At 61.0% G+C, this 21,969-nt stretch carries 20 protein-coding genes and 1 tRNA gene; 12 read left to right on the plus strand and 9 right to left on the minus strand.

The genetic code is table 11. The features are described from left to right. Positions 1-146 precede the first annotated feature (146 nt). Positions 147-222: transfer RNA gene (locus GHO42_RS13250), tRNA-Ala, on the minus strand. Between the two features lie 347 nt (positions 223-569). Next, a complete protein-coding gene (gene gltX, locus GHO42_RS13255) occupies positions 570-2,051 on the minus strand; it encodes a glutamate--tRNA ligase (RefSeq protein WP_095002717.1) in 1,482 nt (493 codons plus the stop codon). Positions 2,052-2,253: 202 nt separating this feature from the next. Here gltX and GHO42_RS13260 point away from each other — a divergent pair, with 202 nt between their 5' ends. The 11 genes from GHO42_RS13260 to GHO42_RS13310 all read left to right on the plus strand — a co-directional run bounded on the left by GHO42_RS13260 (position 2,254) and on the right by GHO42_RS13310 (position 11,991). Beyond that, complete coding sequence (locus tag GHO42_RS13260) at positions 2,254-3,204, plus strand: 2-hydroxyacid dehydrogenase (RefSeq protein ID WP_153384156.1); 951 nt, start codon at positions 2,254-2,256, stop codon at positions 3,202-3,204. Positions 3,205-3,218: 14 nt separating this feature from the next. Next, positions 3,219-4,544 carry an Nramp family divalent metal transporter gene (locus tag GHO42_RS13265; RefSeq protein WP_095002719.1) on the plus strand — a complete coding sequence of 442 codons (1,326 nt, stop codon included), beginning with the start codon at positions 3,219-3,221 and terminating at the stop codon, positions 4,542-4,544. A gap of 70 nt (positions 4,545-4,614) precedes the next feature. Further along, on the plus strand, positions 4,615-5,565 hold the full coding sequence (locus tag GHO42_RS13270) for a siderophore-interacting protein (protein ID WP_153326518.1): 951 nt from the start codon (positions 4,615-4,617) through the stop codon (positions 5,563-5,565). Between the two features lie 292 nt (positions 5,566-5,857). Continuing rightward, complete coding sequence (locus tag GHO42_RS13275; protein WP_153326520.1) at positions 5,858-7,057, plus strand: PepSY domain-containing protein; 1,200 nt, start codon at positions 5,858-5,860, stop codon at positions 7,055-7,057. Beyond that, complete coding sequence (locus tag GHO42_RS13280) at positions 7,054-7,593, plus strand: thiamine pyrophosphate-binding protein (protein WP_095002722.1); 540 nt, start codon at positions 7,054-7,056, stop codon at positions 7,591-7,593. The genes GHO42_RS13275 and GHO42_RS13280 overlap by 4 nt, the downstream gene beginning before the upstream one ends. Continuing rightward, entirely contained in the window at positions 7,593-7,928 is a 336-nt protein-coding gene (locus tag GHO42_RS13285; RefSeq protein WP_095002723.1) for a hypothetical protein, read from the plus strand. Before GHO42_RS13280 ends, GHO42_RS13285 begins: the two co-directional genes overlap by 1 nt. Then, the gene (locus GHO42_RS13290) at positions 7,925-8,479 is read left to right on the plus strand and encodes a DUF6162 family protein (protein ID WP_095002724.1); all 555 of its coding nucleotides are present in this window, start codon (positions 7,925-7,927) and stop codon (positions 8,477-8,479) included. Before GHO42_RS13285 ends, GHO42_RS13290 begins: the two co-directional genes overlap by 4 nt. 34 nt (positions 8,480-8,513) lie before the next feature. Next, on the plus strand, positions 8,514-9,455 hold the full coding sequence (locus tag GHO42_RS13295; protein ID WP_095025035.1) for a metal ABC transporter substrate-binding protein: 942 nt from the start codon (positions 8,514-8,516) through the stop codon (positions 9,453-9,455). Further along, positions 9,452-10,207, plus strand: coding sequence for a metal ABC transporter ATP-binding protein (locus GHO42_RS13300; RefSeq protein WP_095018971.1), 756 nt, complete (start codon positions 9,452-9,454; stop codon positions 10,205-10,207). Before GHO42_RS13295 ends, GHO42_RS13300 begins: the two co-directional genes overlap by 4 nt. Next, complete coding sequence (locus tag GHO42_RS13305) at positions 10,204-11,103, plus strand: metal ABC transporter permease (protein ID WP_095018972.1); 900 nt, start codon at positions 10,204-10,206, stop codon at positions 11,101-11,103. The genes GHO42_RS13300 and GHO42_RS13305 overlap by 4 nt, the downstream gene beginning before the upstream one ends. Next, a complete protein-coding gene (locus GHO42_RS13310) occupies positions 11,104-11,991 on the plus strand; it encodes a metal ABC transporter solute-binding protein, Zn/Mn family (RefSeq protein WP_153326522.1) in 888 nt (295 codons plus the stop codon). It abuts the gene before it with no gap. Between the two features lie 153 nt (positions 11,992-12,144). Here the strand turns inward: GHO42_RS13310 and lipA are convergent, their stop codons facing one another. The 7 genes from lipA to GHO42_RS13345 form a co-directional block, all read right to left on the minus strand. After that, complete coding sequence (lipA, locus tag GHO42_RS13315) at positions 12,145-13,116, minus strand: lipoyl synthase (RefSeq protein WP_130871716.1); 972 nt, start codon at positions 13,114-13,116, stop codon at positions 12,145-12,147. A gap of 25 nt (positions 13,117-13,141) precedes the next feature. After that, positions 13,142-14,395, minus strand: coding sequence for a serine hydroxymethyltransferase (gene glyA / locus GHO42_RS13320; RefSeq protein WP_153326524.1), 1,254 nt, complete (start codon positions 14,393-14,395; stop codon positions 13,142-13,144). Between the two features lie 49 nt (positions 14,396-14,444). Next, positions 14,445-14,822: a glycine cleavage system protein GcvH gene (gene gcvH / locus GHO42_RS13325; RefSeq protein WP_153326526.1), complete on the minus strand. Its 378-nt coding sequence runs from the start codon at positions 14,820-14,822 to the stop codon at positions 14,445-14,447. 424 nt (positions 14,823-15,246) lie between these two features. Further along, complete coding sequence (locus tag GHO42_RS13330) at positions 15,247-16,776, minus strand: sigma-54-dependent transcriptional regulator (protein ID WP_095002732.1); 1,530 nt, start codon at positions 16,774-16,776, stop codon at positions 15,247-15,249. 85 nt (positions 16,777-16,861) lie between these two features. Then, positions 16,862-18,271, minus strand: a complete 1,410-nt coding sequence (gene cycA / locus GHO42_RS13335) for a D-serine/D-alanine/glycine transporter (RefSeq protein WP_153326528.1) — start codon at positions 18,269-18,271, stop codon at positions 16,862-16,864. Positions 18,272-18,663: 392 nt separating this feature from the next. Further along, the gene (locus GHO42_RS13340; RefSeq protein ID WP_095002734.1) at positions 18,664-19,989 is read right to left on the minus strand and encodes an ATP-binding protein; all 1,326 of its coding nucleotides are present in this window, start codon (positions 19,987-19,989) and stop codon (positions 18,664-18,666) included. Then, positions 19,986-20,669 carry a response regulator gene (locus GHO42_RS13345; RefSeq protein WP_095002735.1) on the minus strand — a complete coding sequence of 228 codons (684 nt, stop codon included), beginning with the start codon at positions 20,667-20,669 and terminating at the stop codon, positions 19,986-19,988. Before GHO42_RS13345 ends, GHO42_RS13340 begins: the two co-directional genes overlap by 4 nt. 182 nt (positions 20,670-20,851) lie before the next feature. Between GHO42_RS13345 and GHO42_RS13350 the strand changes: the two genes are divergently transcribed. After that, a complete protein-coding gene (locus GHO42_RS13350) occupies positions 20,852-21,895 on the plus strand; it encodes a hypothetical protein (protein ID WP_153326530.1) in 1,044 nt (347 codons plus the stop codon). The last annotated feature ends 74 nt before the right edge of the window (positions 21,896-21,969 follow it).

A 21,969-nucleotide genomic window follows, 5' to 3' on the forward strand; every position in this document is an offset into this window, starting at 1 on the left:
CCCCTAGGGGACTCGAACCCCTGTTACCGCCGTGAAAGGGCGGTGTCCTAGGCCACTAGACGAAGGGGACACAAACCTTCTAACTTGACCAGCGCTGAGTGCTGGTCGATTCAATGCCGGTGTGGCCAGGCATTGAACAGTAAATTTGGTGGAGCTAAACGGGATCGAACCGTTGACCTCTTGCATGCCATGCAAGCGCTCTCCCAGCTGAGCTATAGCCCCAAACTTTCAGTCTTGGGTGTTGCTGTGTTGCGTTCTGCTTGTTTCGTGTTGCTGTGTTGACGGGGCGCATATTAAGACTGGATGGGTAGGCTGTCAAACTTATTTTTAAACTTTTTTAAAAAAATTTGCCGTGAGAACAACCACTTACCCTTCCCGCCCCGTAAATACGGGGCCAAACCCCAACCAAAACCTTGTAGCAGCTGCCGAAGGCTGCGTCCGGCGGCATAGCCGTCGTAAATGCAGAATGCTCGATTTGACTGAAAAACCGTGCATTTAGATTTTACGATTGCTTCGCAATCGAACGCAGCCTCGTTCCTTCGGCAGCTGCTACGGTTTTTTACGCCCTGTTAACCAATCGCGTTAAACAGCTTTTCCCACTCTTTGTTTTCTTTCTTGGACACGCCACCCAGCAGGTCCAGCGCCTGACGCAGACGGAAACGGGTCAGGTCCGGCCCCAGGATTTCCATGGCGTCCAGCACCGACACAGAGCTGGCCTGCCCCGTGATCGAGGCAAACATCAGCGGCATGGCATCACGCAGCTTCAACTCCAGGCTTTCAACCACGGCCTGGATGCTGCCGGTGATGGCGTCCTTTTCCCACTGACGCAGGCTTTCCAGCTTCCACAGGATCAACTGCATCAATTGACGCACTTGCTCGTTGGACAGTTTCTTGTGCTCAAACAGTTTGGCATCCAGTTGCAGGCCGCCCGAGAAGAAGAACCCGGCCAGCGGTGCAATCTGGCTGAACGTCTCGACACGGCCCTGTACCAGCGGCGCGATTTTCATCATGTACTCGGGGTTCAGCGCCCATTGCTGTACGCGGCTGGCGAACTCGTCCAGCGGCAAATCACGCAGCCATTGGCCATTGAGCCAGGACAGCTTTTCAACGTCGAAAATCGGCCCGCCCAGCGATACACGGCTCAGATCGAAGTTGTCGACCATTTCCTGCAGCGAGAACTTCTCGCGCTCGTCCGGCATCGACCAGCCCATGCGGCCCAGGTAGTTGAGCATCGCTTCAGGCATAAAGCCCATGCGCTCGTAGAACGTCACCGAGGTCGGGTTCTTGCGCTTGGACAGCTTGCTCTTGTCCGGGTTGCGCAGCAGCGGCATGTAGCACAGCTGCGGTTGTTCCCAGCCGAAGTATTCATACAGCAGGATCAGTTTGGGTGCCGATGGCAGCCACTCTTCGCCACGCAGTACGTGGGTGATGCCCATCAGGTGATCGTCGACCACGTTGGCCAGGAAGTAGGTCGGCAGGCCATCGGTTTTCATCAGGACTTGCATGTCCATGCGGTCCCACGGGATTTCAACGTCACCGCGCAGCAGGTCCGGCACCACGCAGACACCCTCGGTCGGCACTTTCATGCGGATTACGTGAGGTTCGCCAGCGGCCAGGCGTTCAGCGACTTCTTCCTTGGACAACAGCAGCGCACGACCGTCGTAGCGCGGGGTCTCGCCCTTGGCCATTTGCTCGGCGCGCATCTGGTCCAGCTCTTCACTCGTGCAGAAGCACGGGAACGCATGGCCCATATCCACCAGTTGCTGGGTGTATTTCTTGTAAATGTCGCTACGTTCGCTCTGACGGTACGGGCCGTGCGGGCCGCCGACGTCCGGGCCTTCACTCCAGGTGATACCCAGCCAGCGCAGGGCATCGTAGATCTGCTGCTCGGACTCGCGGGTCGAGCGCAGTTGGTCGGTATCTTCGATCCGCAGGATAAATTCGCCGCCATGCTGCTTGGCAAAGCAGTAGTTGAACAAAGCAATGTAAGCGGTGCCGACGTGGGGGTCGCCGGTAGGCGATGGCGCAATGCGCGTGCGAACGGTGGTCATGGGCGGTCTCGAAGTGAAGATAAAACAAAGGGCGAATGGTAACAGGCCGACCCGGCCCGGCTCCAGTACAGGACTCAGCCCGGCCGCCACACGGTTGAAAAAAGCTGTAATAGAGCGTTTGTATCGAATTGATACGGGGAAAAACAGCCTATACCGGTGTTAATCTCGGCTCATTCCCGACATCCCCTGGCTGGAGAGACCTATGCCCCACGTTGTGCTGGTGCTGGTAGAGAGCGTTAACGATTACCTGCATATGCTGGAGAACCAGGGCTACGAGCTGATCCTTGCGCCCACCCCCGCCAGCCGCGCCGAAGCCATAGCCCGACACGGCGCCCGCATCGACGCCGTGCTGACTCGCGGCCCGCTGGGCTTGCAGGCCGATGAAATGGCTGCCCTGCCCCTGCTCCGAATCATCTGCGTGATCGGCGCCGGCTTCGAACAGGTCGATTTGCAGGCCGCCAGCAACCTGGGCATTACCGTGACCTTTGGCGCCGGGGCCAATGCTTCATCGGTTGCCGACCACGCCATGGCGCTGCTGTTGACCGTGGTGCGCGGCATCCCCCAGGCCGACGCCAGCATCCGCCGCAATGAATGGGTCAAGGTGCGCCAGCCGTCACTGTCGGGCAAACGCATGGGCATTATCGGCCTCGGCGCCATCGGCGCTGCCATCGCCAAACGTGCGGCCCACGGCTTTGACATGAGCATCCACTACCACAGCCGCCAGCCGCACCCCGACTCGCCCTACACCTACTGTGCCAGCGTGCTGGAACTGGCCGCTGCGGTGGATTTCCTGATGATCGCCACCCCCGGTGGCAGTGCCACCCATCACCTGGTCAACGCCCGTGTGCTGGACGCTCTGGGCAGCGAGGGCTACCTGATCAATATTGCCCGCGGCAGCGTGGTCGATACCCAGGCGCTGATCAGCGCCCTGACCGCCGGCAAAATCGCCGGGGCCGGGCTGGATGTGTTCGAAGACGAACCCCTGGTACCCGACCCGCTGAAAACCCTCGGCAACGTGGTCATGACCCCGCATGTGGCCGGCCAGTCACCCGACGCGGTCGAAGCCACGGTGCAATTGGTGGTCGATAACCTGCGGGCGTTTTTTGCCGGCAAACCCGTTCTCACCCCGGTGCCATTGCCCCACCCTGCCTGACCCGGAGCCTGCGCTTGAAATTCCGCCTGCCAACAACCGCCACTGCGCCCTTCTGCCCCTCCGAAGTCAGTGGCAGCGTGCCCGTCGACGCCAGCGCGCCGTTTTTCAGGCGCGTGCTGCGCTTTGCCGGGCCCGGCCTGCTGATCAGCATCGGCTATATGGACCCCGGCAACTGGGCCACCGCCATCGAAGCTGGCTCACGTTACGGCTACCACCTGCTGTTTGTGGTACTGCTCGCCAGCCTCGCGGGCATGGCCGTGCAATGCCTGTGTTCGCGCCTTGGCATCGCCACCGGCCGCGATCTGGCGCAGCTGTGCCGTGAGCGCTACAGCAAGCGCTCGGCGCGGGTGCAATGGCTGCTGGCGGAAATCTCGATCATCGCCACCGACCTGGCCGAAGTACTCGGCTGCGCGCTGGCGTTCCATCTGCTGCTGGGCTGCTCGCTGACCACCGGCATCGCCCTCACTGCCTTCGACACCTTGCTGGTGCTGGCCTTGCAAGGGCGTGGATTTCGCCGACTGGAAGCGATCATGCTGGCGCTGGTGATGACTATCGTCGGTTGTTTTTTTGTCGAACTGGTACTGATCAAACCTTACTGGCCCGACGTGTTCGAGGGCTTCAAACCGTCACTGTCGGCCATCAGCGACGCAGCACCGCTGTACATCGCCATCGGCATCATTGGCGCCACCGTGATGCCGCACAACCTGTACCTGCACAGCTCCATCGTCCAGACACGCCTGACCGGCAGCGACTACGCCAGCAAACTGGATGCCGTACGCCTTTCACGCATCGACACCATCGGCTCCCTGGCCCTGGCGCTGCTGGTCAATGCCGCCATCCTGATCCTCGCTGCGGCCGCTTTCCACCAGACCGGCAATACCGACGTGGTCGAGATCCAGGACGCCTACCGCATGCTCGACCCGCTGGTGGGCGGAGCCATGGCCAGCATCCTGTTCGGCGTGGCATTGCTGGCCTCGGGGCAAAGCTCGACATTCACCGGCACCATTGCCGGGCAAGTGATCATGGAGGGCTATCTGAACCTGAAGATTCCCTGCTGGCAACGGCGCCTGATCACCCGCGGGCTGGCGCTGGTGCCTGCATTCCTGGGCGTGTGGCTGATGGGCGACGATGCGGTGGGCAAGCTGCTGATCCTCAGCCAGGTGGTACTCAGCCTGCAACTGCCCTTTGCCCTGTACCCGCTGATCCGCATGACCAGCGACAAACGACTTATGGGCCCGTTCGCCAACCGACTGCCGACGCGGCTGCTGGCGTGGTTTCTGTTTGCAGTCATCAGTTGCGCCAACCTGTGGCTGATTGCACAGATCGGGTTCGGTGCCTAACCCCCAGCCCCTTAAATTCGGCGCGCAATGGCTCGTTATACAAGACGACTCCTGCTATTGAGGTGCTGTTATGTCCGCCGCTGCCACCCTGGTGCAAAACCTGCGCAATCGTCTGAGCAAGCCTGCGGGATATCGTCTGTTCGATATCCAGCTCAAGCACCGCATCACCTTGAGCCCGTCACTGACGCGCTTTGTGTTCAGCGGTAGCGATGTGGCGCTGATGCGCACCCTGGCACCCGACCAACGGGTCAAGCTACTGTTCCCCAGCGCCAACGGCGCCACCGCCAACCTGCCCAAACAGAGCGACTGGCGAGCGCCCCTGCGGGATATGAGCCCCGAGTCAGTGCCACCCATGCGCTCCTACACCCTTCGCAACCTGCGCACAGAGGCCGGCGAACTGGATATCGACTTCGTTCTCCACGGCGTCACCGGCCCCGCCACACGCTGGGCTAGCCAGGCCAGGGCGGGGTATCGCCTGCAGATCGCAGCGCCCAATGCAGCCTGCACCGACGACCCCGGTGGCTATGAATGGCAGCCACCGCAAGGCATGCGCAAACTGTTGCTGATCGGCGACGAAACTGCGCTGCCAGCCATTGCCGGCATCCTTGAAGAACTTGCCCTGCACCCCGACACCCCCCAGGTCCAGGCCTTTATTGAAGTTCCTCAAGAAGCTGACTGCCAGCCCTTGCTCTGTGGCCCGAACACCAAGGTGCACTGGTTGCCGCGTGCCAGCCTGGGCAAACAGCATGGCGATGGCATGCTTCTGGCCGCCCGCGAACTGGCCAGCCTGCCGCCCAGACGCATGCAGGCCCGGGCGTGCGCTGAACTGCAAGAACTGGATCTGGATAACCAGCGCCTATGGGATCGGGCCAGCGCCAAACACAATGAGTTTTATGCCTGGGTAGCCGGAGAATCGATGGCGGTGATGGCAATCAGGCGGTTTTTCGTCCATGAGTGCGGCATGGACCGTTCGGGCCTGACCTTGATGGGGTACTGGAAATTGGGGCGGTCTCTAGGGTGATACTGGCCCTTGTAGCAGCTGCCGAAGGAACGAGGCTGCGTTCGGCGGCGCAGCCGTCGTAAAACCTGAACACTCAATCTACCTGACACACCGAGACGCTTGACTTCACGACGGCTGCGCCGCCGAACGCAGCCTCGCTCCGCTCGTCAGCTGCTACAAGCGAATGAGAACAAGAAACAATTTTTTACATATCTAGCTTCGGGTTTTGCTCTTCTCATCCGTCCTACATGGATAAGCAGTCGCTTCTCAATGGCGATTACACACCCGCCCCGCCGCGAGTTTGCCGTTTCCCATGTCCAAAAAATCCCGTTCAAAACTCTGGTTCCTGGTTCACAGCTGGATGACCCTGCCCATCTGGTTCTTTGTGCTGATTGTCTGCGTGACCGGCACGCTGGCTGTGGTCAGCCAGGAGATCGTCTGGCTGGCCACCCCCGAGGCCCGTGCCACACAACCGGCCGATGATGCACCCCTGCTGACTTACGAGCAGGTACTGAGCGCCATTCACAAGGCCGAACCGACGCTGGCCGTACAGTCGATCAGCCGCCCGGACGAGTCGCACTTTGCCCTGGTGGCCAGCGTGGTGTACCCGGACGGCCGCTCGCCATCGTTGTATATCAGTCCCTATACCGGGGTGATCCAGGGCGAAAGCCCCAGCTTTGACTTCAAGGCCTTTACCCGCGCCCTCCACGGCTGGTGGCTGGTGCCCTTTACCAACGGCTATAGCTGGGGCTGGTACCTGGTGTCATTCCTCGGCCTGCCGCTGCTGGCATCGCTGATCACCGGGCTGGTGGTCTACAAGAAGTTCTGGAAAGGCTTTTTCAAGCCCAATCTGCGTTTCAAACACGGGGCGCGGATTTTTTGGGGGGATTTTCATCGCCTGTGCGGCATCTGGTCGATCTGGTTTATTGCAGTGATTTCCATCACCGGTCTGTGGTTCCTGATCCAGGCTTTCATGTTTGATAACCAGATCTCCATCTCGACCGCAGGCAACCCGCCGGTTGTGGCCCGCCAGGATGTGCCGATTATGCCGGACGGCAAGCCAGCACCGCAGATCAGCCTCGATCAGGCGGTCAAGATTGCCGCCGACAACATCCCGGGGCTGGAAGCCAGCTTTGTCAGCCTGCCGAGCAATGCCTACGGGCATATCGAAGTGGGCGGCCCGGGCTGGTACCCGCTGCTGTTCCAGACTGCCGACATCAACCCGTACAACGGCGCAATCGAAGGCTCACGGATGATTGCCGACCGCTCCGGGCTGGAGCTGGTGACCGAGTCCATGCGCCCGCTGCACACCGGCGATTTTGGCGGGTTGTGGGTCAAGCTGATCTGGTTCTTCTTCGGCCTGATTCTCAGCATGATGGTGTTGAGCGGCCTGTTGATCTGGACCAAACGTACGGCCCTGGCCACCGCCAATGCCCTCAAACGCAGCGAAAAACCCCGGCGGGCAGCCGCGGTCTCGACGCATAAACCACAGCACGAAGAGGCCAATGTATGAGCAAGGCAGCGGCTGCACAGCCTGCGTCCACCCTGAGCCGGCTGTGGCACAAATGGCGCTTTCACATCAATGTCCTGCTGTTACTGGTGCCGCTGGGCTTTATGCCCAAGTACTTTGCCGACGCTTCCCTGTTTCGCGGCGACAGCGGCCTGGGCGAGCGCGACATCGGCACCGTGCAGGTCGGCCCCTGGAGCCTGCAACTGGCCGAGCTGCGCAACGAGGCCCCGCGCCCCGATGGCCCGGCAGGTTATATGAAAAGTTTTAACGCGGCCCTGTGTGACACCTGCATCGATCAGGTCAAGGCCGCCTACCTGCGTATCGGCAAACCGCGCAGCCTGCGCGCCGCCGGGGTGATTTTCTTCGGCACGCCTTATCGCATGGGCGCCACCCTGCCCATCCCGGAACGCACCAAGGCCGATGCCGAGCTGTGGATCACCCTCGAAGGGTGGGACGGCTCCATGCACCAGGCCGCCATTCCCCTGAGCCAGGCCTCACCGGCAACCCTCGCCTGGCTGGCCCAACGAGGAGCGAAATAATGCATGCGCGCCTGTTTAAAACACCTGCCCTGGCAACGGCCCTGATCGCCTTGATCGGCGTTTGCAGCCAGGCACAGGCCCACAACCCGATGTGCGAATGCAAGGCCATTGAAGACGGACAAATCCGCTGCACCGGCGGGTTTTCTGATGGCAGCGGCGCACCGGGGGTGACCCTGGACGTGATCGGCTACGACGAAACCATCCTGGTACCCGGCAAGCTGGGGGCCGATTCGACCCTGACCTTCAAACGTCCGGATGCCGAGTTTTATGTGCTCTTCGACGCCGGCCCCGGCCATATCGTTGAAATCGACCAAGCCGATATCGAGGCCCCATGAGTACTCAAGTCGTACGCCCGGCCGGGGCGGGGCATGAAACCCTGTATGTGCTGCTGTTGTGCCTGCTGATTGTGACCGTGGCCGGCTCGGTGGTGGCCTGGCGTCATGAATCCAGCGAAGTGACGTCGGTGGCGGCCCATCAGCTGGATGCGCGCCGCGACCTGAATGCCGCCGAACAAGGGATCTATGCCGACCTGCGGGTCACCCTGGACGAAATCCTGCTGCTGCGCGAAGAGTCCGCCGCCCTGCCCCAACCCGCGCAACTGGCCGAAGAAGGCTTCGCGCCCTTTGCCCAAGACGCCAGTTCGGTGAGCCGTGGCAACCACGCCTGGCAGTTGCTCGGCGAGCAGGCGTACCTGGGCCTGAGCCCCAGCCCTGAAGTGGCAGGCTCGTTTCTGCTGCGCATTGGCGATCAACCGGACGTGTGGCTTAACCGCAATCCCGGCGCCAGTGTCCCTGCCGACCTTGACGATGCCGCCCTCAACCAGAGTGGCTGGCAACAAGTGATCGCGCAATTCGATGCCGGGGTTACCCGTCAGCACCGCCACTGAACCCACCGCTTGCCCTGAGAGAAGACTGCTCGCCATGTCGATTTCATCTGTATTGCGCCGCCGCACCCTGTTGCTGGCCAGCCTGTTCGCCCTTTGCCTGTCTCCCCTGGTCAGCGCCGACACCGCGCCCGCGCCCCTGGCCAAGCCGCTGCGTATCGGCATCACCCTGCACCCTTACTACAGCTATGTGAAAAACATCGTCGGTGACAGGGCTGAAGTGGTGCCGCTGATTCCGGCCGGGTTCAACCCGCACGCCTACGAGCCCCGCGCTGAAGACATCAAGCGCATCGGCACCCTGGATGTCATCGTGCTCAATGGTGTGGGCCATGATGACTTCGCCGACCGCATGATCGAGGCCAGCGAAAAACCGCAGATCCCGGTGATCGAGGCCAACCAGAACGTACCGCTGCTGGCCGCCACGGGTAACGCGGCACGGGGTGCAGGCAAGGTGGTCAACCCGCATACCTTTCTGTCCATCAGCGCCTCGATCGCTCAGGTCAACAACATTGCTCGTGAACTGGGCAAGCTCGACCCGGCCAACGCCAAGGCTTACACCGCCAATGCCCGCGCCTACGGCAAACGCCTGCGCCAGATGCGCGCCGATGCCCTGGCCAAACTGACCCAGGCGCCCAATGCCGACCTGCGCGTAGCCACGGTGCACGCGGCTTACGACTATCTGCTGCGCGAGTTTGGCCTGGAAGTGACGGCCGTGGTCGAACCTGCCCACGGTATCGAGCCCAGCCCCAGCCAGCTGAAGAAAACCATCGACCAATTGCGCGAACTGGACGTGAAGGTGATCTTCTCCGAGATGGATTTCCCGTCCACTTACGTCGACACCATTCAGCGCGAGTCAGGGGTCAGGCTGTACCCGCTGTCGCATATTTCCTACGGTGACTACAGCGCCGACAAGTACGAAAAAGAAATGACCGGCAACCTCAATACCGTGGTCCGGGCAATCCAGGAGGCCGGCGCATGACCGCCGCCGAACGCCTCTGCGTCACGGCCTGCGGGCCGGGGGTGGAGTTTGACCAGGTGTCGCTGACCCTGGGGCGCACGCCCATTCTCGATCATGTCAGCTTCAGCATCCGCCCCGGCAGTGTGCATGCCCTGGTAGGGCCCAACGGCGGCGGTAAAAGTTCGCTGATCAAGACGCTATTGGGGCAAATGCCCCATCAGGGTCGCCTGTGCCTGAACTGGCCCGGTGAGCCGGGGCTTATTGGTTATGTGCCCCAGGCGCTGGAATTCGACCGTGGCCTGCCGATGACCGTCGATGATTTTATGGCCGCCATGTGCCAGCGTCGCCCGGCCTTTATGGGCTTGTCGCGCAAGGTCGCCCCGGCCATCGGCGAAGCGCTGGAACGGGTGGGCATGCAAGACAAACGCAAGCGGCGCATGGGCGCGCTGTCCGGCGGGGAACGCCAGCGGGTGCTGCTGGCCCAGGGGCTGATCCCGGCACCGCAATTGCTGGTGCTGGATGAACCCATGTCGGCGCTGGACGAAGCCGGTGCCCAGGTGTTTGAACGACTGCTGACGGACTGGCGCCGGGCCGGGGTCACGGTGGTGTGGATCGAACACGACCTGGCCGCCGTCAAGCGCCTGGCCGAGCGTGTCACTGGGCTCAACCGCCAAGTGCTGTTCGACGGGGCGCCGGAACAAACCCTGAGCCCGGAACGTTTGCTCACGCTGTTTTCGACCCATCCCAAGGCTCACGGGAGCGCCCTTTCATGAGTTACGAAGCCTTCCGCTTGCTAGTCCAGGGCTGGGCGTCTGCCGGTTATCTGCCAGAAGTACTGGCGTATGGCTTTGTGGTCAACGCCCTGCTCGCAGGCTTGCTGATCGGCCCCGTGCTGGGTGGCCTGGGCACCCTGGTAGTGGTCAAGCGTTTTGCGTTTTTTTCCGAGGCCGTGGGCCATGCCGCACTGACCGGCGTGGCCATCGGCATCCTGCTCGGCGAACCCTACACCGGCCCCTATGGCAGCTTGTTCGGCTACTGCCTGCTGTTCGGGATTTCGCTCAACTACCTGCGCAACCGCACCGGGCTGGCACCGGATACGCTGATCGGAGTGTTCCTCTCGGTGTCGCTGGCCCTGGGCGCGAGCCTGCTGCTGATTCTGGCCGGCAAGATCAACGTGCACATCCTCGAAAACGTGCTGTTCGGTTCGGTATTGACGGTCAACGGTAACGACCTGCTGGTACTGGCCGTGGTCGGCGCGCTGGTGCTGGGCCTCAGCTTGCCGCTGTACAACCGCATCATGCTGGCCAGCTTCAACCCGCAACTGGCCGCTGTACGCGGGGTGGCCGTGAAGGCGCTGGACTACCTGTTCGTGATTCTGGTGACGCTGATCACCGTCGCCGCCGTTAAAGTTATCGGCGCGATTCTGGTCGGCGCCCTGCTGGTGATTCCTGCGGCGGCGGCACGATTGCTCAGCCAGTCGCTGAAAGGGTTTTTCTGGATCTCGGTGCTGATCGCCACCGTCAGCACCCTGTGCGGCATTCTGCTGCCCATCGTGTTTGACCTGCCGATCCCGTCCGGTGCCGCGATCATTCTGATGGCCGGCATCGCCTTCGCCCTCGCCGCCATCGCCCGTGGCGTGGTGCCCAGCCTGAAAGGGAATATTGGATAAATGTTCACTCTGCGCAAACTGACCCTCGCCCTGGCCCTCACCGGTCTGTTGAGCACCCCGGTGCTGGCCGAAACCACCGTACTGGCCAGCCTGCCGATTACCTTTGGGTTGAGCGAACTGCTGCTCAAGGACAGCGGCGTGAAACTGCAACGGGCAGCACCGGCCAACCTGCCGGGCAGCCGCCAGAGTGCCTATTTCAGCAGCCGTGGTGCCCCGGCCCTGCACTCGCTGGCCACAGAAGCCGATGCGGTGATCGGCCTGCGCTCCCTGTGGAGCGACGATCCGCTGTACCCGATGGCGCGGCGCAGCAATATCCGCATTGTTGAAGTGGACGCGGCGCGGCCGGTGGACGGCAGCCTGCCGGGCATTGCCGTGCAACCAGGTGTTCATGTCGATGGTCTCAATAGCCAACCGTGGCTGACCAGCAACAATATGGGGCGCATGGCGGATGTGATCGCTGCCGATCTGGTGCGCTTGGCACCGGATGCCAAGCCGCAGATCGAAGCCAATCTGGCGAGCCTCAAGCAGCGCCTGCTCAGGCTCAGCGCCGACAGCGAAGCGCAGTTGGCCCAGGCGGACAACTTGAGTGTGGTGAGCCTGTCCGACCGATTGGATTATCTGATTGGCGGGTTGAATCTGGAGCGGGTCGAGGTCAATCACAAGGGTGATGAAACCTGGACACCTGAATCACTGCAAGGGTTGACCCAAACCCTGAAAAACAATGAAGTGGCGTTGGTGCTGGACCATCGCCAGCCTTCAGCCGAGGTACAAAAAGCCATTGCCGAGGGTGGCAGCACGCTGGTGGTGATCGGTGCCGATGGCACCGATCCCGTGACTGAGTTGCAGGGCAATTTTGAAGCGATCATCAAGGCACTGAATAAGGATTGAACGCCACGTACCGTAGCAGCTGCCGAAGGAACGAGGCAGCGTTCGGGTGCGCAGCGCCCGTAAAACCTGAATCCGGCACTTGTCTGACACACCGCTGTATCCGGTTTTACGACGGCTGCGCCGCCGAACGCAGCCTCGTTCCTCCGGCAGCTGCTACAAGGTGTTAAGTACCTGCTTGTCGGCATGATAGGACGAGCGCACCAACGGCCCCGAGGCGACGTTTTTGAAGCCCATGCGCAACCCTTCTTCGGCAAACCAGGCGAAGGTGTCAGGGTGCACAAACCTCTGTACCGCCAGGTGGCTGCGCGAAGGTTGCAGGTACTGGCCCAGGGTCAGCATGTCGACCTCATGCTCGCGCATGCACCGCATCACTTCGATCACCTCTTCGTCCGTCTCGCCCAGCCCCAGCATCAGCCCCGACTTCGTCGGCACATGGGGCACCCGGTGTTTGAAGTTCTGCAGCAAGTCCAGTGACCACCCGAAATCCGACCCCGGGCGTGCGGCTTTATACAGTCGCGGTACGGTTTCCAGGTTGTGGTTGAACACATCGGGGGGCTCCTGCGCAGTGATCGCCAGCGCCACATCCATGCGCCCGCGATAGTCGGGCACCAGGGTTTCCAGTTGCACACCGGGCGACAGCTTGCGGATTTCACGCAGGCAATCGACAAAGTGCTGCGCGCCGCCGTCGCGCAAGTCATCACGGTCCACCGAAGTGATCACCACATACTTGAGGCCCAGGTCGGCAATGGCAATCGCCAGGTTTTTCGGCTCGTCCCTGTCCAGAGGTTTGGGCCGGCCGTGCCCCACATCGCAGAACGGGCAGCGCCGGGTGCAGATATCCCCCATGATCATAAAGGTCGCAGTACCGCCCGAAAAACACTCGCCCAGGTTTGGACAGGCCGCTTCTTCGCACACACTGTGCAGCTTGTGCTTACGCAGCAGCGCCTTGACCCGTGCCACCTCGGGCGAGGTGGCAATGGGCACGCGGATCCACTCTGGCTTGCGCGGGATTTCTTCGGTGGGCAAGATCTTCACCGGGATACGCGCCACCTTCTCGGCTCCCCGCAGTTTTACCCCGGTCTGCAAGGGCTGCGGGCGGCTGGTAACAGGCAATGGTGCATTCATGGCTTGGCTCCACACGGGTATGCATTCAGGCCGAATACACTGGAAACAGTGCGCACAGCTCGCCGACCTGACGGGCAACCCGGGCCTCGATCGCCGCATCACCCGGATGGTCGAGGATGTCGCAGATCCAGGTGGCCAGCGCACGGCACTCGGGAATCTGCAAGCCACGGGTGGTCACCGCCGGGGTGCCGATACGCAGGCCCGAGGTCACGAACGGTGACTGCGGATCGTTGGGCACGGCGTTTTTGTTGACGGTGATATGGGCACGGCCCAGTGCCGCGTCGGCATCTTTGCCGGTAATGCCCTGGCGGATCAGGCTGACCAGAAACAGATGGTTGTCGGTGCCGCCGGAAACCACGTCATAGCCGCGCTGCTTGAACACTTCAGCCATGGCCTGGGCATTCTTGATCACCTGGAACTGGTAGTCCCTGAAGCCTGGTTGCAGCGCCTCCTTGAAGCACACCGCCTTGGCAGCGATTACATGCATCAGAGGGCCGCCCTGCCCGCCGGGGAATACTGCCGAGTTGAGTTTTTTCTCCAGATCGGCATCAGCCCTGGCCAGAATCAGCCCGCCCCGCGGCCCGCGCAGGGTCTTGTGGGTGGTGGTGGTGACCACATCGGCGTAAGGCAGCGGGTTGGGGTACAAACCGACTGCCACCAGCCCGGCGACATGGGCCATGTCCACAAACAGATACGCCCCGACCTTATCGGCAATGGCACGAAAACGCGGGAAATCCAGGGTCTTGGAGTAGGCCGAGAACCCGGCCACGATCATTTTGGGCCGATGCTCCAGGGCCAGGCGTTCGACCTCGTCATAGTCGATCAGGCCATTGGCGTCGGTGCCGTATTGCACCGCGTTGTACAGTTTGCCCGAAGAACTGACTTTGGCTCCATGAGTCAGGTGGCCGCCGTGAGCCAGGCTCATGCCCAGAAGAGTGTCGCCTGCTTGCAGCAACGCCAGGTACACCGCCGCGTTGGCTTGTGAACCGGAGTGCGGCTGGACGTTGGCATAGCCTGCGCCGAATAGTTGTTTGGCGCGGTCGATGGCCAGTTGTTCGACCACATCAACGTGCTCACAGCCGCCGTAATAACGCTTGCCCGGGTAGCCTTCGGCGTATTTGTTGGTCAGCTCGGTGCCCTGGGCCTGCATTACTTGCGGGCTGGTGTAGTTCTCCGAGGCGATCAGCTCGATATGCTCTTCCTGACGTTGCGCCTCGCGGGTAATGGCGTCGAACAGGGCGGGGTCGAAATCGGACAGGGTCAGGCTTTTATGGAACATGAGGGATTTCCTTTTTATTAGAGATTCAAGCAATGCCTGCGCGGCGATATCAGCCGTTTTCGGCAACAAAGGCGTCATAGGCCTGCTGGTCGAGCAGATCGTTGAAAGCCGACATGTCTTCGATGCAAATACGAAAGAACCAGCCTTCGCCCATGGGTGAGGCATTGACCAGTGCCGGGTCATCGGCCAGAGCCTGGTTAACGGCCACCACCTCTCCGGTGAGCGGCATGGTGATATTGCTGGCTGCCTTGACCGACTCCAGCACGGCCACTTCGTGACCTGCCTCGAACGCCCCCAGCTCGGGTACCTGCACAAACACCACATCACCCAGTGCCTGCTGGGCAAAGTCGGTAATGCCAACGGTCAACTGGCCCGATGCTTCCAGGCGCAGCCATTCGTGTTCAGGAGTAAAACGCAGAGTGCTCATGGACTTTTCTCTTGTTATCAATGTGTCCTGGTGCAGGACGAACAGGCGCAACTGACAGGACAAGAGCAAAGGCAATGCCAAGTTTTAAAAAACTTTTAAAATCAATAACTTAAATAAAAAAGAAAGCATTGTGACGAAAGCAGTGGAGTGAAACTGCTCCAGCTCTGGAGAGGGTCTGGCGGGTTGATCCCGCAAGGGCGGGGTCAGGATGGGCACGGAGCGAAATCATTCCACTGGAGCAGAATCACACCACTCGAACCAACGCACGCTGCGCGCACTGAATGCAGCCGCTGAGGAGCGCAGCGGCCACAGGAAAAACTGCAACTGTGGGAGCGAGCCTGCTCGCGAAGGTCGTTCGCGAGCAGGCTCGCTCCCACGATAGGGCTTGATCTCCAACAGAGTATCTACCGTTCAGCGGTGCGGGTTACGAACGCGAGGTTATGCCGTATTTGCGCAACCGCTGGCCAATGGCGGTATGCGACGTCTGCAGCCTGGAGGCCAACTGCCGGGTCGATGGATAGGCCACGTAGTAACGCTCCAGCAAGGTTTTTTCAAAGCCTTGCACCGCCGCTTCCAGGCTGGTCACTTCTTCGCTGGCCGCCTTTTGGCCGGTTAGCTCGGTACCCGCCAGTTCCAGATCCCCACAATCAATCACATCGCCCTCGCTGGTGGCTGCCGCACGGAAGATGACGTTTTGCAGTTGCCGAACATTGCCCGCCCAGCGATTGCCCAGCAACAGCGGATGGGTCGCCACAGCCAGTTGACAGGGCGAGCGGTGAATCTGTTCGCAGGCCTGGCGCAGAAAGTGTTCGGCCAGCAGCAGAATGTCCATGCCACGGTCGCGCAACGGTGGCACCAGCAGATTGAGGACGTTAAGACGGTAATACAGATCCTCACGGAAAGTCCCCTCCCTCACCATGCGCTCCAGGTCGCGGTGGGTCGCGCAGAGCACCCGCACATTGACCCTCACTTCGCGCTCGCCGCCGATACGTCGAAAGCAGCCGTCGCTGAGAAACCGCAGCAGCTTGGCTTGCAGGTACGGAGACATCTCCCCCACCTCATCGAGAAACACCGTGCCACGGTCTGCCAATTCCAGCAGCCCCGGCTTGCCGCCACGCTGGGCACCGGTAAAGGCCCCGGCGGCATAGCCGAACAACTCGCTTTCGGCCAGGCTCTCGGGCAGCGCTGCACAGTTCAAGGCCAGGAACGACGCATCGCGGCGGGCACTCATGGCATGACAGGCGTGGGCCACCAGTTCCTTGCCGGTGCCGGTTTCGCCCTGGATCAGCAGCGGCGCATCCAGGCTCGCCACTTTGTGCAGCCGCGTCTTGAGTTCTTCCAGCACAAGTGACTTGCCGAGCAATGCCTCCAGCCCTTCAGCCGGGTCGCGCAACAAGGACGCCAGCCGCTCGCCGATACGGCTCGGCGGATACAGGGTCAACAGCCCGCCCACCAGAACATCCCTGCCGCCGCTGATGGGCGTGGCATCGAGCAGCAGGTCGCGACCCTTGAAATTCACTTCGCACATGGGCAGGCGAAAGCCTTTATCGATCAGGGTACGGGCCAGGTCAGGGGCCGCGAACAGATTCGACAACGGCTCTCCGGTGGGGTCGCTGCCATAAAGATCCGTCAGCCCGGGGTTGGCCAGCAGCACGCAGCCGTCGGGATCCACCGCCATCACCGGGTCGCTCATGGCGGCCAGCAAGGCCTCCAGTTGCAGGCGGCGGCGCTGGCCCGGGAGGATGTCCACCAGGTCCACAGCCTGCACCCCTGCTACCCCCAGCAAGGCGTGGTGGAGTTCCTCCAGCACTTTTTGCGACAGAGTGGGTGCATCGATATAGACATTCGGCGGGCTCATCTCCACCGCGTCCAGGTTGAGATTGCGCGCGCCCAGCAGCATCAGGATTTCCTGGGTGATGCCGACGCGGTCTTTGAAGGTAACGTGAATTCGCATGGCCTGGCACTCCCTGACAGCAAACAACGAGGGGCGGCACGCCCTGTGCCGCCCCCCGGGCAGAATCAATGTCGTGAAGCGGCCATCAGTCGGTCTGGCAAGCCAGGTCCGCAGCCTCCTGCTTGTTGCGCAGCACCGTGCGATAGCCCAGGCCCAGCACCACAAACCACACCGGCACCATGTACAGCGCCTGGCGAGTGTCATCTTCCAGCGCCAGCAAAGTCAGGATAAACACGAAGAAGGTCAGGCACACCCAGACCATGAACTTGCCACCCGGCATTTTGTACTTCGAGGCACGGTGCAGGTGATCGCGCTTTTTACGATAGGCCAGGTAGGACAGCAGGATCATGGTCCACACAAACATGAACAAGGTGGCCGATACCGTGGTGATCAGGGTGAAGGCCTCCATCAGGTTGGGCACCACATAAATCACCAGCGCGCCCGCCAGCAGACAGATGCAGGAGAAGATCAGGCCATTGGACGGTACCGCACGGCTCGACAGGTTCTTGAACTTGCTCGGCGCGTCGCCATCCATTGCCAGACCGAACAGCATGCGGCTGGTGGAGAACACACCGCTGTTGGCCGAAGACGCTGCCGAGGTCAACACCACGAAATTGATGATGCCTGCGGCTGCGGGCAAACCGGCGAGCATGAACAGTTCAACGAACGGGCTTTTGTCAGCCACCACATCACGCCACGGGGTGACCGCCAGGATCGCAATCAGCGCAAACACGTAGAACATGATGATACGCAGCGGAATCGAGTTGATCGCCCGCGGCAGGTTGCGCTCCGGGTTTTTGGTCTCCGCCGCAGTGGTGCCCACCAGCTCGATGCCGACAAAGGCAAACACGGCAATCTGGAAACCGGCGAAAAAGCCCATCAGCCCATGGGGGAACATGCCGCCGTCATTCCACAGGTTGGCCAGCGATGCCGAATTGCCGGTGGGTGACTGAAACGCCGTGGTCACCATATACAGCCCGGTGCAGACCAGTGCGCAAATGGCCACGATCTTGATCATGGCAAACCAGAACTCCAGTTCGCCGAACATCTTCACCGTGATCAGGTTCAGTGACAGCAGCAACGCGACGCAGCCGATGGCAGGCAGCCATAACGGGATATCGGGGAACCAGAAATGGGTATAGCCGGAGATCGCGATCACATCGGCAATGCCGGTCACAATCCAGCAGAACCAGTAGGTCCAGCCGGTGAAGTATCCGGCCATGGGGCCCAGCAGGTCTGCGGAGAAGTCGATAAAGGATTTGTACTTGAGGTTGGACAGCAACAGCTCGCCCATGGCACGCATCACGAAAAACAACATAAAGCCGATGATCATGTAGACGAAGATGATCGAGGGACCGGCGAGGCTGATGGTCTTGCCCGAGCCCATGAACAGACCGGTACCGATGGCCCCGCCAATGGCGATCAGCTGGATATGGCGATTGGACAGGCTGCGTTGCAGCTCCGGTTCCTGGGTATCAGGTCGGTGAATTTGCATGAATCATCCTCTTTATTGTTCTTGTACGGGGTCCCTGGACCAGATAAACATCATGTTTACCCAGAGCGGACAAAGGGACATGAGCACGTTCTGTGCCAGCACCGTACAAGAGGTCAAGCGGGCCGTTTATGCGCCGTGGAGTCTGTTTGTGTGTAATGGAATCACTCCACAAATAAGCGTTTGCGGGTGGTTCAGTGGAGCGCGGGTACTGTAAACCATGGTCCGACTGAAGTTGTAACGAAATCAGTACATTGGAGCGTATTCGTACCGTGGGCGGCCGAAAGTCGCTTTTATTGTGGGAGCGGGCTTGCTCGCGATGGCATCACCTCAAACGACCTGCAAGGCCCCGTTGCCTGTATCGCGAGCAAGCCCGCTCCCACAGGGGATGCGCCTCAAGCGCTCCTTTTCAACGGCATGCGCAATTCAACCCGCAAACCATCGGGCTGGCTGTCGAATCTCAGTTCACAGCGGCAACGCTCGACAATCGCCTGAACAATCGCCAGGCCCAGGCCGCAGCCGTTGCTGTTGCCATTGCGCCAGAAGCGCTGGGTCATGTGTTGCAGGGTTTCGGCAGGGATACCGGGGCCGTGGTCACGGACCTGGTATTTAACCTGTGAACCTTCAACGGCCACGGTCAACTCCACCCGGGTGCCCGCCGGGGTATGACGCAAGGCGTTGTCCAGCAAGTTGCGCAGCGCAGCGATGGCCAGTACCGACGGTACTTCAAGCGCCGTGTCCGGGAGATCGGGCGGCAGCTGCAGGCAGATACGCTCACCATCGCCAGCCGCCGCATCGTGCACCGCGAAATGCGCCACCTGTGCGGCCGAACAATTGACCCCGTCGTCAAACGACAGGCTGCCCTCGACCCGCGCCAGCAACAGCAATTGCTCCAGGGTGCGGTGCAGGCGGTCGGCACCGGCCTCGGCATGGGCCAGTGACTGTTCGCGGGCCTCGCCGTCGGTCATGCGCGCCACTTGCAGGTGGGTCTTGATCGCGGTCAGCGGGCTGCGCAGCTCGTGGGCCGCATCGCCGGTCAGGCGGCGTTCACGCTCGATGGTCTTGGCGATACGGGCAAACAGCTGGTTCTGTGAATCGAGCAGCGGTTTCAGTTCGCCGGGCAACGGTGAAATGTGCAACGGCTGCAACGAATCGGCATCACGCCGCATCAGGGCATCGCGCATGCGGTTGAGTGGCGCCAGCCCCTGGCCGATCCCCAGCCACAGCAGCAGTAAGCAGACGATCAATGCCATGCCCACCGGCACCGAGGCCGCCAGCAGCACCGACAGGTTCAAGGCCTCGCGCTCGACCTGGCGATCGGCCGTGGTGATACGCACATCGCCACGGTCCAGGGTGAAAGTGCGCCAGGTCGCGCCATCGATGACCTGATCATGAAAACCCGCCGCCTGGGATTGCATCGGCTGGTCAGGGTTGTTGTGGCTGCGGGCCAGAACCTCGCCGCGCAGCGAACTGACCTGGCAGGCCATGCCGCCGGGGATGGTCAGTTGCTCGGCACTGAAATGGGTGCCCTCGCCCTTGACCGGCAATTGCGGCAGCTGCTCCAGCAACCCGGCGACCATGCGAGCCGAAGCCACCAGGCGCTGGTCGAGGGAGAACATCATCTGCTGACGCAGGTCGCTGAGCATCCAGGCCGCAGCCAGAGCCCACACCAGCACAAACGCCGAACCGATGGTCAGGCTCAGACGCAGACGCAAGCTCATCGTGCTTCGGACTCTGCGCTGTCGGCCGGGCCCAGGCGATAGCCCAGGCCACGCACGGTCTCAACGATACCGTTACCCAATTTGCGTCGCAGATGATGGATATGCACGTTCAAGGCGTTGCTTTCCAGCTCGTCGCCAAAACCATAGATGCTGTCCTTGAGTTGCTCGCTGGACAGCACCCGTCCACGGTTGTGCAGCAAGGCTTGCAGCAGCGCCTGCTCGCGACGGGACAAGTCCACCGGCTGGCCGCCCAGAAGGGTCACGCGGCTGCTGGGGTCGTAGGTCAGGCTGCCATGTTCGATCAGGTTGACGCTGCGCCCGGCCACCCTGCGCAACAAGGTATGCAGGCGGGCAGCGAGTTCACGCAGGTCGAAGGGCTTGAGCAGGTAGTCATCGGCACCGGCCTGCAGGCCGTCGACACGGTCGGTGACCGAGTCACGGGCGGTCAGGATCAGCACCGGCAATTCAAGGCCCTGCTGGCGCAACTGCTGCAGCAGCTTGAGGCCATCTTCATCGGGCAGGCCCAGGTCGAGCACCATGACGTCGAACTCGGCAGCCTTGAGCATGGCCCGTGCTGCGGCGGCGGTACTCACATGCTCAACCGTCAGCCCCTGTGCCGTCAGCCCGGCCTTGATGCCGCTGGCAATCAGTTCGTCGTCTTCGCAAACCAGTACATGCATGCTGATACCCGCGTAAATAAGCCGATTAAAAGGTCATGGGATTAAGGCCCGATTATGCCTGGGCAAACCGTGGCTCGTGGCACTGTGCGCGGTGCGGACAGTGCCTATTTATGTAACGCACTCGCACTCCAATCCATCCCTAAGCTGGAGATCGCCTCGCCAACAACCTGAAGGAACTTCACATGCTGGCACCCAGTGATGAGTTTTCGTGGCTCTTCGAAGGGCTCCCCACCTACACCACACTTCATCAAAAAGGCATGCGTCTTTACGACCTTGGCGCCTTTGAACATGCCCGGCAGTTTTTGCAATTACCCGCGACGGTGGGCGATGCCGAGGCTCAGTTTGCACTGGCCAGCATCATCGAGCATAGCCCTACTGAAATCTCGTCCCAGATCACCACGCTCAGGCGACAAATTGCAGGGATAACGCAAATCAGTCTCCAGAAAGAGCATCACTGGCACCTGGTAACACAGGCCTCACAGATGATCGAAAGACTGCAGATCACCCTCAAGGCGCAGTATATGCCCCTCTACGAGGCTGCCGCGGAGCACGGCAATATTGACGCGATGCTGCGTCTGGGTGGTGATGCGTGGAACGCAAAAGTGCGCGCACAGCTCGAAGGCGGCTTGCGAGTCCATACCCCCGAAGCACTGCTGGACATGTATGCCTTGACCAGGGATTTGAACTGGCTAAAGCATTCGGCGGCATCAGGACATGCCATCGCTCAATACTTGCTGGCAACCCTCTACGATAAAAACCCAACAATGCTGGCCAGCGCCGAGGATCCCCAAGAAGTCATCTATGAACTGATCAGCAGCTCAGCCTATGGTGGATATCCTCCTGCCATGAACTGGTTTGCGAACCGCATTGAAAACCGCCGGAACTTTGCGCTTATTCAACACTGGATACTCAAGGAAGCCCAGGCCGGCAGCATCAATGCTGTCCAGCAATATGGCCTGGCCCTGACCGGCATGAACAGCGATGGCACCCATAACGATACCGTCAGCGGTTTCGAAGCCGATTACACAGGGGGGTATGCCCTGTTATGGCTGGTCAACCAGGTAAAGGGCCGGGGGAGCAATCCCTATAATATCCAGGACAAACTCCATCATCTTGAGTCGGAGCTGGGCCCGGCCCAAGTCATTACCGCCAAAGAGATTGCCCATGAGTGGCGTGAGCACTACCCGCTGCTGTCCGAATTCCGCCTGCGCGCCTGCTTGCTCTAAGCCCTCAACCGGCTTGAACCTCTCGCGTATTAACACTCGGTTAATCAACGCCCGCCAAGGTGTGGCGTATCCGT

This window comes from Pseudomonas sp. FSL R10-0056 (genome assembly GCF_009600105.1).
Taxonomy (GTDB): domain Bacteria; phylum Pseudomonadota; class Gammaproteobacteria; order Pseudomonadales; family Pseudomonadaceae; genus Aquipseudomonas; species Aquipseudomonas bubulae.